The 11,520-nt window shown below is 60.6% G+C and carries 11 protein-coding genes; 2 read left to right on the plus strand and 9 right to left on the minus strand.

From position 1 onward, the window contains the following. Positions 1-67: 67 nt before the first annotated feature. The 9 genes from ABD837_RS03745 to accD form a co-directional block, all read right to left on the minus strand. Positions 68-1,054 (minus strand): radical SAM protein, encoded by a 987-nt coding sequence (locus tag ABD837_RS03745; RefSeq protein ID WP_345050440.1) that lies wholly within the window; start codon positions 1,052-1,054, stop codon positions 68-70. 119 nt (positions 1,055-1,173) lie between these two features. Further along, a complete protein-coding gene (locus ABD837_RS03750) occupies positions 1,174-3,423 on the minus strand; it encodes a carbohydrate-binding protein (RefSeq protein WP_345050442.1) in 2,250 nt (749 codons plus the stop codon). A gap of 508 nt (positions 3,424-3,931) precedes the next feature. Continuing rightward, a complete protein-coding gene (locus ABD837_RS03755; protein ID WP_345050444.1) occupies positions 3,932-4,141 on the minus strand; it encodes a hypothetical protein in 210 nt (69 codons plus the stop codon). Continuing rightward, a complete protein-coding gene (locus tag ABD837_RS03760) occupies positions 4,101-4,487 on the minus strand; it encodes a hypothetical protein (protein ID WP_345050445.1) in 387 nt (128 codons plus the stop codon). Before ABD837_RS03760 ends, ABD837_RS03755 begins: the two co-directional genes overlap by 41 nt. Positions 4,488-4,639: 152 nt before the next feature. Next, positions 4,640-5,413, minus strand: a complete 774-nt coding sequence (locus ABD837_RS03765) for an endonuclease III domain-containing protein (protein WP_345050447.1) — start codon at positions 5,411-5,413, stop codon at positions 4,640-4,642. 140 nt (positions 5,414-5,553) lie between these two features. After that, positions 5,554-6,282 (minus strand): YiaD family glycine zipper/OmpA-like lipoprotein, encoded by a 729-nt coding sequence (locus tag ABD837_RS03770; RefSeq protein ID WP_345050450.1) that lies wholly within the window; start codon positions 6,280-6,282, stop codon positions 5,554-5,556. A gap of 206 nt (positions 6,283-6,488) precedes the next feature. Next, positions 6,489-6,764 (minus strand): YMGG-like glycine zipper-containing protein, encoded by a 276-nt coding sequence (locus tag ABD837_RS03775; RefSeq protein ID WP_345050452.1) that lies wholly within the window; start codon positions 6,762-6,764, stop codon positions 6,489-6,491. A gap of 158 nt (positions 6,765-6,922) precedes the next feature. After that, on the minus strand, positions 6,923-7,669 hold the full coding sequence (locus ABD837_RS03780; protein WP_345050455.1) for a YiaD family glycine zipper/OmpA-like lipoprotein: 747 nt from the start codon (positions 7,667-7,669) through the stop codon (positions 6,923-6,925). Between the two features lie 118 nt (positions 7,670-7,787). After that, a complete protein-coding gene (accD, locus tag ABD837_RS03785) occupies positions 7,788-8,681 on the minus strand; it encodes an acetyl-CoA carboxylase, carboxyltransferase subunit beta (RefSeq protein ID WP_345050457.1) in 894 nt (297 codons plus the stop codon). 171 nt (positions 8,682-8,852) lie between these two features. Between accD and ABD837_RS03790 the strand changes: the two genes are divergently transcribed. Both ABD837_RS03790 and ABD837_RS03795 read left to right on the plus strand, forming a co-directional pair. Next, entirely contained in the window at positions 8,853-9,962 is a 1,110-nt protein-coding gene (locus tag ABD837_RS03790) for an OmpA family protein (RefSeq protein ID WP_345050460.1), read from the plus strand. A gap of 91 nt (positions 9,963-10,053) precedes the next feature. Next, on the plus strand, positions 10,054-11,502 hold the full coding sequence (locus ABD837_RS03795; protein ID WP_345050463.1) for a T9SS type A sorting domain-containing protein: 1,449 nt from the start codon (positions 10,054-10,056) through the stop codon (positions 11,500-11,502). Positions 11,503-11,520 lie beyond the last annotated feature (18 nt).

Below are 11,520 nucleotides of genomic sequence, written 5' to 3' on the forward strand. Positions count from 1 at the left end.
TGAATCTTTTCTTACGATTGGTTTACTAAAGCCCGCGAGATGTCTCGGCTACGCTCGACATAACGTTCTACGCTACCCCAATCAACCGCTTCCACGTCCCTTTTTCCCAATTATACTTGAGCGTACTGGGTAGTGCCTGCCAAAAATACTTACTCGTTTCGACCGCGAAGCTGGGCTGCATGTAGCAGTTGATGGTGCAGCCTTCACAAGCCGGCAGGCGGCCTTCGAGGGCAGCCAGACGCTGCGTTTCGGGGGCATTGTACAACTCATATAGCTGCCCGCCGATGGGGAATTTCTGTTCGCCGAGGTGGTAGCAGGGCAGCACCAGTTCGTTGCTGGGCGAGATGACCAGCGTGGTGCTGGCGGCCCGGCACACGGGCGCGGCCACGTGGTTGCCCCCGTCGCGCCGCAGCTCGATAAAAGCCTCGTTCAGGTACACGCCCTTGCGCTTGCCAAAGGCCGAGAGGTAGTCCAGCTCCTCGGGCGTGAGCTGCTCGCCGGTTTCAACGTCGCCATACTCAAAAGCCGGGTTGAGGATGAGGACGAGGCCGTTGGGCTGGGTGATGTCGCGGTACACGGCCTCCAAATCAGCCAGATTTTTGCGGAAGACGGTGAAGAGGATATCCGGCCGCTCGCCCAGCTCTTTGGCCACGCGAATGCTTTCGAGCACAAAATCGTAGCAGGCCACGCCCCGGCCCAGGTCGTGGGTGTCGCGGTCGGCCGAGTCGAGCGAAAAGTGCAGCATGTCGACCTTGCCGCGCAGCTTTTCCGCGTTCTTGGGATAGAGCAGGCCGTTGGTTGTCACGGTGGTGATGAAGCCCATTTCCCTTGCCAGGCCCAGAAACTCGGGCAGCTGCCGGTGCAGCAGCGGCTCGCCCCCCGTGAAATCAATCACCGACACGCCCAGGCGCTTGAGGTCGCGCAAGTTCTGGGTCACGTCTTCGAGCGTGATGTAGGGCGAAGGCTTCTCCCAGATATCGCAAAAAGCGCACTTCGCATTGCAGCGGTACGTGACGTAATAGTTGCAGAGAACGGGGTGCTTGACGAGGCGCATTTCTTTCGCGTGTGGCCGGGCGGGTAACGGCTGACGCCACGAAGCTACGCCCAAACGAAAAAGGCCGCCCCGGAGGACGGCCCTTTTCCTGCTCACGCGGAGTGGCGCGACCCTGGCACCTATTGTTTGACGAGCTTCTGAACCAACTGCCCCTCGGCAGTCCGCACCGTGAGGACGTAGATTCCAACGGGCAACGTGCTAATGTCAATTCGCTCGTTGGCTTCCACCTGTTTGTGCAGGCAAGTCCGGCCGAGGTAGTCGCGCAGGGTCAGCTCGCCCGCTTCGCGCAGGCCGTCGACCACGAAACTCGTCGTTGCCGGGTTGGGGTATACCTGGAGCGGCTGCGCGCCCCGCACCGCAGCATTCACCGCGGTGGCCGTGGCCACGCCCCGCGCCGCACCCTGCTTGGTGATGCGAATCCAGTTGATATTATAGCCGCCGGTTTGGGCATACACGCCGAAGTTGTAGGTGCCCGCGTTCACGCTCACCGTCCGCGACACGGTGGTCCAGTTCTGCCAGCCGCCCGTGCCGGGGATGGTGGTAGGTCCCAGGTAAATGCTGCCTCCGTTCAAATCGCACGACACCGTGCCCCCGGTACCGCCGCTGGCCACCCGGTACTCAATCAGGTAGGTGCCCGTGGTAGGGAAGTTGATGTTGTTGAAGGTCAGAAAGCCACCGGCTTGGATGTAGCCCATGTCCTGGCCGCCTTCCGAGCAGGCTTCCGCCGTCATGCCCGACTTCACGCTCGCGTTTTCCGCTTCCAGCTGCTGGGGCGCACTCTGCGGGGTGATGCGAATCCAGTTCAGGTTATAGCCGGCGGTCTGGGCGTAGACGCCGAAGTTGTAAGTGCCCGCGTTCACGCTCACCGTTCGCGACACAGTGGTCCAGTTCTGCCAGCCGCCCGTGCCCGGGATGGTGGTGGCCCCCAGCGGAATGGTGCCCGCGTTCAGGTCGCAGGAAATGGTGCCGCCAGCCCCGCCGCTGGCCACCCGGTACTCAATCAGGTAAGTGCCCGTGGTGGGGAAGTTGATGTTGTTAAAAGTCAGGAAGCCGCCGGCCTGAATGTAGCCCATGTTCTGGCCGCCTTCCGAGCAGGCTTCCGCCGTCATGCCCGACTTCACGTTTGCGTTTTCCGCTTCCAGCAACTGGCTGGAAGACGACGGCGGCGGGGTGGTGGCGGCTTGGATGCGCACCGAGGAAGTGACGTCGTTCCAGGTACCGGTTCTCAGGGGCACGTTGCCGAGAGAACTGTTGTCGGCGGTAATGGTGAGGGAAGCTCCCATGAAATTATCCCCCTCGTACAACACCGCTTGGTAGCCACTACCCACCTTCAACGACGACACGTCGTCGTTGAGAATTCCGCGCGCCTGCAGGTTGGCCATGGTGTAGTTTCCTACCGGAAGCGGGATGGCATAGCCGCCATAGTTAAAGTCTTTGTACATGGTAGCCACCCCCGTTGCGGGTGGGGGTGTGCCCGTACTCTGTTTGAATACTTTCACATATTCCACGTTCATGATGCCCGGCAGCTTGCTTTCGTCCACGTTCCAGACGTTGGTCCATTGATTAAAGGCCATGTCGCCGCCTACCGCCAGATTGAGCAGCAGATAATACGGTTTTTTAAACGCCTCCGTCGCGTTTGTCGTTTGGTTTATCCCAAGATTGGAGCCCGGACTGGCGAGGTTTACCACGCCATTAGTGGGGAATTCGTGGTACTTCACGCCATCTACCCAGGTGGAGATGGATACATCGTCCCACTCTATCGTGTACTTGTGGTAGCCGCCTGCGGACGGCATGTTGTATTGTTCAGGTGCAAACACGTGCCCTGGCATAGCACCGGGGCGGTTCACGCTGGCATCATACCAATGCTGGGTGGAAGAGAGCGTGCCCGACGTATTGACGCGCTCCATGATGTCAATTTCGCCGCATCTGGGCCATCCGACGGTGGGCTCGTTGGCTCCCAGCATCCAGAAAGCGGGCCACATGCCATTGCTCAACGGCACTTCGATGAGGGCTTCAATCTTGCCGTACGTGAAATTCTGCAATCCCTTCGATACCAGCCGGGCCGACGTGTATTGGTAGCCGCCCATCGCCTCCTTGCGGGCCTGGATGCTCAGCTTCCCATTCGCCACCCAAGCGTTGGCCCCGTTCTTCTGGTAGTATTGTAATTCGTTGTTTACCCTGCCGATTTCGTCGGTACCCTCAAACTTCCAGTTGGCCGGATTCACAGCCGTGCCGTCGAACTCGTCGGCCCAGACGGGCGTGGCTTCGTAGGTGTGCCGGTGGTTCTGCGTCACGACTTGGTTCTGGGCGTGGGCGCGGCCACCTACCAGAAGGGCGCAAGCGCCAAGGAGTAATAAGTTGCTTTTCATGGAATGGGGAATTTTGGAAGTAGAAGATTTAGCACGGGAAATCTGGCGGCCGCCTTGGTTTTCCTGGTTGCCAATGGTCCAAATGTATTGGCTCTCGTCGGGCAATTCCAATCCTGCAATCCGCAAGAACACCTCAAAAACCCCGTTTTTTGCCCGCCCGTTACGCTTCTAACACAGCCCGTGCGTCGTCAGTATTACCCCTCTGTTACCTAGCGATTTCGCCGGCGTGGTCGTAGGCTGGCGCCGACGCCTTGGCCAGGGCCAGCAAGTTGCCCCAGCATCCGGAACGACGCCTTCGACAGGGGTTGGCAGAGTTGGGCAGGCTGCTTCCAGACACGGGCCTCACTCACGGGCAATTCCAGGCCGTTCCAGTTGAAAAACAATCCAAAAAAATATAAAAGCCCGAATTTTATACGGTTACGAGCGGGCAGGGGCTGCTCGATGAACGCGGGTGCGCCCCTCCTGCGGCGTTCTGCCCGGCAGCTACTTTGCGGCTACAGGCCACTGCTTACGGTGCCGGCGACGGCGGCAGCAGCGCCTGCAATAGCTCAGCCTCGCGCTCCAAGCCAGCGATGCGGGCAGCCAGCAAGCCCTGGGGGCCCGCGCCACAACGGTCGCGCAGGCCGTCCACGGCCTCAGCTTCGAGTAGGCCGAGCCAGGCGGTTTCGCGGGCGGGGTTAGTTACCTGGCCGGCATAGGCGCGCAGGGCCGGCAGCACCACCAAGCGCCGCTCGAGCGGTGCAGCTTCGGCGCGCAAGCCGTTCAGGGCGTAGGTCAGGCGGCGGATGGCGGATGCGGTCCCGGCACTCGGCCAAGCGCCGGCGCAGGGGTGCCGGGTCGGGCGGGGGCGGCGGCAGCGGTGGCGGGGCGGGCTCGGCTTGCCCGTCGGGCAGCAGCACTTGGGCCAGCAACGCCAGTTCGAGCCGGGCCAGCGGCAAGCCCATGCCCAGCGGCAGGCCGCGCAGCTCCGTTTCAGACATGGCTAGGGTACCGCGCCGCAGGCCCAGCCACGCGGCCAAACGGTCTTGCGTGAGGCCCAGTGACTGACGAATGTGGTGAGACATGGAAGGAAGGAAAAAGGAAGCGTGACAAGTATACAACGTCTTCACCAGTTGTGTCACATACTGGCATGTGACACAATCACGGGATGTAGCAAGCAATTGTCACACATTTTACCCGTCCGCATCTATAGCCGCCCCCTTTTCAGCTCCCGGCGCTAGTGGGGCAGCTTGCCCCAGGCGGCGGGGTCCCACTGCGTTGGGGTCGCTGCCAGGGCTTCGGCTGTGGCTTCCCCGAAATGCTCCTGGTAGTAGTTGCAAAAGCCCTTTAGCGGGCAGCGGGCACAGTTGGGCCTCAGGAAAAAGCAAATCTGCTGCCCGTGCCAGTAGTTATGCTTGTGGAAGTTGAACAGCGTCTCGCCATCGGCGGGCATCAAAGCCAGCAGCACCGCGTGCGCCTTCTCCACCGATACTTTCGGCCCCAGAAACCCTACCCGCTGCGCTACCCGGTGCACGTGCGTATCGACCGGCAGCACGGGCTTGTGATAGTTAAACAGCAGCACCAGCGAAGCCGTCTTCAGTCCGATGCCGGGCATATCGGTGAGCCAGGCCATGCCTTTGTCGGTGGGCCAGTCGGCCAGGAAATCCAACTCAAAAGGCCCACCTGTTTCGGCCCGGATGCGGCGCAGGATTTCCTGAATCCGCGGGGCCTGCGTGTCGGGCCAGCGCGTGGTCCGGATGGCGTGGGCCAACTCCTGCGTCGGGGCGGCCTCCACCCCGGCCCAGTCGCCAAAGGCTTCGAGCATGCGGTCGTAGGCCAGCTCCTCGTCGGCGTGGGTGGTGCGGTGCGACAGCACCGTGGAGATGAGCTCGCGCATGGGCGTGCGGCGCGGCTCGGGCGGCAGGTGGCCGTAGAAATAGTCCAGAATCTGGTGGTTGGCCCAGGCTTTTTCGGCGGCGGTCGAGGAGTAGGTAGCGTCTGGTGCAGGCATGGCCAGGTTTACCGGCAAGCACGGGCCAGGGTTGCCACCAAACCGACTGGTGCACCTCAATGGGCATAAAAAAACCGGCGACCACAACGGTCGCCGGTTTTTCGAAACTTCTGCCGCACTTGCTGCGACTGGTTTTGAGCTTACAGCTGGCCTTTTTTGGCAGCCTTCTGCATCTTGTCGTTGGCGAAGATGGCTACTTCTACGCGACGGTTAGCAGATTTGCCGCTAGCAGTGCCGTTGTCGCCTACTGGCTGGGTCGAGCCGTAGCCGGTGGCCGTGATACGGCCGGAATCTACACCCTGGCCCTGAATCTCGTTCGAGACAGCCTGAGCGCGACGCTCCGACAGGGGCTGGTTGATGGCATCCGAACCCGAGCTGTCGGTGTGGCCTTCTACTACTACGCTGGTGTCAGCGTACTTTTTGAGGGTGGCGGCCAGCTGGTCGATGTTGCCAGCGGCTTCCGGGGTCAGGTTAGACGAGTTGGTGCCGAACAGGATGCCCGAAGCAAAGGTGATTTTGATGCCTTCACCGACGCGCTCTACTTTGGCGCCTTCCAGGTCGCGGCGCAGCTCAGCAGCAGCCTTGTCCATTTTGCGGCCGATAAGCGCACCGGCGGTACCACCTACCACGGCGCCAATGATGGCACCTTTGGCCGTGCCCGACTTACCGCCGATGAGGCGGCCAGCTACACCACCGGCAACAGCACCACCCAAGCCGCCAATCAGGCCACCTTTCAGGGTTTTGCTCATGCCTTTGGGCTTAGCCGTCGACACAGTCGTCGTAGTGGTAGTAGTTTGGGCTTGAGCAAAGCTGTTTACCAGCAGCACCAATGCCAAAAGAAAAGCGAGGGACGAACGAAAGAATTTCATGGGTTAAATAGGGATTTGGGGAAAACTGACCGCTGCTTGTGCAATGGAGCGGCAAGTACGCCATTTGCAACCACCTTGCCAAACTCGCGCCGACGAGCTTCGGCCGGTACCAGACGAACATGGCTCCACCCGCCACGAACAACAAAAAAGGCCCTGCTTTCTCAGCAGGACCTTTTCCCAAAAAATTTAACCGCGCTGGTAGCGCGTTACTTCTTTTTGCGATAGGCTTCGTACCGGGCGGGGTCCTGCTTTTTGTCCTTTTTGCGCCCAATCAGGCCGCCACCAACTACACCAGCCGCCGCACCAACTACCGCGCCTTTGCCACCGCCCAGCAGGCCACCAGCTACTGCCCCGGCCCCACCACCCACGGCTGCACCTTTGGCTTTGTTGCTCCAGCCTTTTTTAGGCGTCTGGGCTTGAGCGCTGCCCAGCAGCACGAAAAACGCAACGAGGAGCAAGAAATACGCTTTGAAAGTCTTCATGACAAGGGATAATTAGAATGGAGATAAAATACGGGGTTTTAACGCGGGGGCGGTCAGGCAGGTTGTGTTCACTCCACGCTCCCTTTCCTGCACAATAAATAAAAAAGGCCGCCCGATACGGACGGCCTTTTCAACAATTGGCTTGGCTAGCGGGCAGACTACAAGCGGCCTTCTTCGGCAGCTTTTTTCATCTTCTCGTTGGCATAGATGGCTACTTCTACGCGGCGGTTGGCCTGTTTGCCTTCTGCCGTCGTGTTGTCGCCCACGGGCTGGGTCGAACCGTAGCCCTGGGTGGTTACGCGGCTCGACGACACGCCTTTGGCAACGGTTGAGTTGGCAACAGCCTGAGCGCGACGCTCCGACAGGGGCTGGTTGATGGCATCCGAACCGGAGTTGTCGGTGTGGCCTTCAATTAGCACGTTGGTGTCGGGGTATTTCTGGAGAATGGCGGCCATCTTGGTGATGTCGGATTCGGAAGCCGCCCGCAGCGTAGCCGAGTTCGTGTCGAACAGGATGCCCGAGTCGAAGGTGATTTTGATGCCTTCGCCCACGCGCTCTACTTTGGCGTTCTTCATGTCGTTTTGCAGGTCAGCCGCCTGCTTGTCCATTTTGCGGCCGATGATGGCACCGGTGGTACCGCCGGCTGCAGCACCTACGATGGCGCCAATGGCCGTGCCCTTACCTCCACCGAGCAAACCACCCACAACGCCGCCGATTATGGCGCCGCCACCAGCGCCCAGCAGGCCGCCTTTAGCAGTTTTGCTCATGCCGGTTTTGCGGGCACCGGTACCGTTGTTATTTGAGAGGTCGGGCTGCGTCGTGCTGGCTTGTTGCGAGGTAGCACAGGAGCTGAATAGCAGTACAAAGGCCATCAGCACGGAAAGCAGAGATTTGGAGGTGTTCATGTGAAAATGAAAGAATGGTTAGTTGTTTCGGCCCGTATACGGAAAAAACCCGCTCTGGGACCAGAAACGGGTTTTTCAAGAAGTGTGCCGAAATAGTAAAAGTGGCCTTAGCGCAGTGTTAGTGCACTTTTGTTGCAGCACGTTTTGGCACGACCACGGCCGCAGGCGCTGACTGGAGCATGCCCAGCAAGTCCGTGAGGCGCTGCTTGAGTTCGCGTCGGTCCACGATAAAATCCAAGAAGCCGTGCTCCAGCACGAATTCGGCGCTCTGAAAGCCCTTGGGCAGGTCTTTACCGATGGTTTCCTTGATAACGCGGGGGCCCGCAAAACCGATAAGGGCACCGGGCTCGGCAATGTTGAAGTCGCCCAGCATGGCAAACGAGGCCGTGACGCCGCCCGTGGTCGGGTCCGTGAGCAAGCTCACATAGGGCACGCCGGCTTCGGAAAGCAGCGCCAGCTTGGCCGACGTTTTGGCCATCTGCATCAACGAGTAGCCGGCTTCCATCATGCGGGCCCCGCCCGAGCGCGAAATCATCAGGAACGGTGTGCGGGTTTGACGGGCGTAGTCGATGGCCCGCGCAATTTTCTCGCCCACCACCGAGCCCATCGAGCCGCCAATAAACTTAAAATCCATGGCTGCCACCACCAGCGGCTGGCCGGAGCTCAGGCCGTGGGCCGTGCGCACGGCATCTTTCAGGCCGGTGTTGCGCTCGGTGGCCGCCACGCGCTTGGGGTATTCTTTGGTGTCGACGAAATGCAGGGGGTCGCCGGACGTCAGGTTGGCGTCGAGTTCGGTAAACTCGCCTTGGTCAAAGAGCAGCTCGAAATAGTCAGCCGCGTCGATGCGGTCGTGGTGGTCGCAGTTGCCGCACACGTACCGCAGGCGCTTGTGCTCGGCCATGGTGGCCACCGTTTTGCACTCGGGGCATTTATACCAGAGCCCGTCGGGGGTTTCTTTTTTCTGGTCGGTGGGGGTAACGATGCCCTTTTCTACGCGCTTGAACCAGGCCATATTGTTAGCGTTTAGCTGTTAGCGGGTGGCTATCAGCTTTATTTTTAGGAGAGAACCGCCCGTAACGAACGAGCAGCGGAGAGTAAAAACCGGGCGTCAAAGATAAGCGAGAACCAATTGCTTGTCGCTACGGCCCACTGCAACGCAGGAAACAACTTTTAGGCTGCCCTTATGTCCGTTTCGGGCATACCCTGGCTGCTGGGCGCTACCTTGCCGGGCCAACGCGGCCGGGCAGGCCGGCCGCCGATGGGCTTGTTTTCCGTGTTGTTCCCCGTGCGAATCCTTTCCCCTGCCCTGCTGGGCCTGGCCCTGCTGGCCGCTCCTTCTCTCACCGGCTGCGTAACCGCTCGTAAATACGATGACCTGAGCGCCCGCCAGAAAGCCGACGCCGACGGCAAGGCCGCCGCCGAGCGCCAGCTGCAGGCCACCACCGGCCAGCTGCAAAAGGCCAGCGACGAGCTGGCTCAGCTGCGCCTCACCCAGAAGCGCCTCGTCACCGACTCGACCGAAACCGGCAATGCCTACCGCAAAACCCGCAGCCTCTACAACGACCTGAATACCAGCTACGACAAGCTGCTGAAAAACAGCGACCGCGAGCTGGCCAATAAGTCATCAGACTACAACAAGGTAGCCAAAGACCTGGCCCGCCGCGAGGCCGAGCTGGGCGAATTGGAAACCACCCTCCAAAAAAGCAAAGCGGCCAACGACCGCCTCGCCGCCGACCTGCAAACCCGCGAAGTCCGCCTCACGGAGCTTACCAAAGCCCTGGCCGACAAAGACAAGGCCGTAGATGACCTGAAGGCCCGCGTGAGCAAGGCGCTCCTGAGCTTCAATAGCAGCGACCTGCAGGTGAAGCTGAAGGACGGCAAGGTGTACGTGTCGCTTTCGGAACAGCTGCTGTTCAAATCGGGCTCGACCAAAGTGGACCCCAAAGGCCAGGAGGCGCTGAAAAAGCTTGCCACCGTGCTGCAAGAGCAGAAAGATGTGAACGTAGTAGTGGAAGGCCACACCGACAACGTGCCCATTTTACGGGGCACCGCCGGCCTGACCGATAACTGGGACCTGAGTGCCTTGCGCGCCACCGAAATTGCGCGCTTGCTGACCACGGCGGGCGTGTCGCCTGAGCGCGTTACGGCATCTGGCCGCGGCCAGTACGTGCCCGTGGCCCCCAACGACTCGCCTCAGAACAAGGCCATGAACCGCCGCACCGAGATTATTCTCACGCCCAAGCTCAACGAGCTGTTCAAGATTCTGGACGGCAACTCGGCTGCCGGAAAGTAAACTCACGCTAGCAGCATTTTGCAATTACATTTATACCCCTGGCACCCTTTGCCAGGGGTATTTTTCGTTCGCTATTTACCCTAGCTGAGACATGAAAACTCCTTTCCACTTCCGCGGCCTTGCTGCGCTTTTGCTGTGCCTGAGTAGCGCTTTGGCCACCCATGCCTCGCACCTAATGGGTGGCGACCTCCGCTACGAATACGCCGGCACGGCCGCTAACCCCAATCAGTACCACGTCACGGCAATGCTGTTTTTGGACAACTCGCCGGGAGTGACTGCGACTCAGGACCAGATTATGCTGAGCTGCGGCAAGAATGAGTGCGGCGTAACGCTCCCGGGAAGTTTCACAACAATGCTTGTGCGGACCCAACAAGACATTGTGAGCAGCAGCAGCTGTAGTGGCAATGCGATTAGGTATTCAGTGAGCACGCTGGAAGGTAACGTGCAACTTCCTCCGGGCCAGTGGACGCTTAGTATCAACGGCGAAAATCGCAGCGGCCTCATCCTCAATATGGCGCAAGCAATTACGCAAAGCCAGTACGTGCAGGCCGAGCTGGACAACTCGACGGGGCTGGCAAACTCCTCGCCCCGCTTCAACCTGGCCCGCCTCATTCAGCTTTCCGGGGTGCAGAGCAACCAGCGCTACAGCCTGAGTGCCTTCGACAGCGAAGGCGACTCGCTGGCCTACCAGTTGGTACAGCCCCTGGCGGGCCCCAGCACCAATTCGGCTTGCAGCACACCTATAGCGGGGGCCCTGGCACCACACTTCCAGCTCGATGCTGCCACCGGCACCCTGCTCACGCTTAACGGCCCCACGCAGCAGGGACGCTACTGCCTCGCGGCCCGCGTGGATGAATACCGGAAAATAGCCGGGACCTGGCAGCGCATTGGGAGCATCACCCGCGACATGACGTATTTCGTGCAGCTGGGCTCCAGCAACCAGCTGCCCGCTTTTAGCCGGGTGGCGTTGGCCAGTGCGCCCACCGCCCAGCTGCTGGGCCAGACCATTCGGGTGAACCCCGGCCAGACGCTTTCGCTGGTGCTCACCGCTGCCGATGCCGATGCCGGCCAGGCCCTCACCCTAAGCAGCACCGCTATGGGGATAGTGCCCGGGGCCACTTTCCAGAGCCTGGGCAATGGGCAGGCGCTGCTTACCTGGCAGGTACCGGCCAATCAGCGCCCGGGCCGCTATTTTCTCACGGCCGCAGCCACCGATAATGCCTGCCCGATTGCCGGTGCAGAGGAGCTAACGCTAGCTGTGCAGGTAACCACCCAGGCCCTGGCTACCCGGCAGCGGCTCGCGCTGGCCCAACTCCCCTACCCTACCCCATTCGAACGCGAGGTGCAGTTCCGGTTGGCCAACCCGGGGCAACAGTCGGTCACCATCACCGATGGCCTGGGCCGCGTAGTGGCGCAACTGCGTACCGCTGCCGATGGCAGCCTAACGTGGCGGCCCGCTCCGGCCCTGACCAACGGCCTGTATTTCGCCCGCACGCCCGACGGCACTCAGGTGGCCCGGCTGGCTTACACCGGCCATTAGTAGGTTACCAGACAAGAA

The organism is Hymenobacter glaciei (assembly GCF_039539585.1).
GTDB classification, from domain to species: Bacteria; Bacteroidota; Bacteroidia; order Cytophagales; family Hymenobacteraceae; genus Hymenobacter; species Hymenobacter glaciei.

What these genes read in the sequence shown, in the direction of transcription:
- ABD837_RS03745 (WP_345050440.1), bottom strand. Translation starts at nt 1,054, where the DNA reads ATGCGCCTCGTCAAGCACCCCGTTCTCTGCAACTATTACGTCACGTAC.
- ABD837_RS03750 (WP_345050442.1), bottom strand. Translation starts at nt 3,423, where the DNA reads ATGAAAAGCAACTTATTACTCCTTGGCGCTTGCGCCCTTCTGGTAGGT.
- ABD837_RS03760 (WP_345050445.1), bottom strand. Translation starts at nt 4,487, where the DNA reads ATGTCTCACCACATTCGTCAGTCACTGGGCCTCACGCAAGACCGTTTG.
- ABD837_RS03765 (WP_345050447.1), bottom strand. Translation starts at nt 5,413, where the DNA reads ATGCCTGCACCAGACGCTACCTACTCCTCGACCGCCGCCGAAAAAGCC.
- ABD837_RS03770 (WP_345050450.1), bottom strand. Translation starts at nt 6,282, where the DNA reads ATGAAATTCTTTCGTTCGTCCCTCGCTTTTCTTTTGGCATTGGTGCTG.
- ABD837_RS03775 (WP_345050452.1), bottom strand. Translation starts at nt 6,764, where the DNA reads ATGAAGACTTTCAAAGCGTATTTCTTGCTCCTCGTTGCGTTTTTCGTG.
- ABD837_RS03780 (WP_345050455.1), bottom strand. Translation starts at nt 7,669, where the DNA reads ATGAACACCTCCAAATCTCTGCTTTCCGTGCTGATGGCCTTTGTACTG.
- accD (WP_345050457.1), bottom strand. Translation starts at nt 8,681, where the DNA reads ATGGCCTGGTTCAAGCGCGTAGAAAAGGGCATCGTTACCCCCACCGAC.
- ABD837_RS03790 (WP_345050460.1), top strand. Translation starts at nt 8,853, where the DNA reads ATGTCCGTTTCGGGCATACCCTGGCTGCTGGGCGCTACCTTGCCGGGC.
- ABD837_RS03795 (WP_345050463.1), top strand. Translation starts at nt 10,054, where the DNA reads ATGAAAACTCCTTTCCACTTCCGCGGCCTTGCTGCGCTTTTGCTGTGC.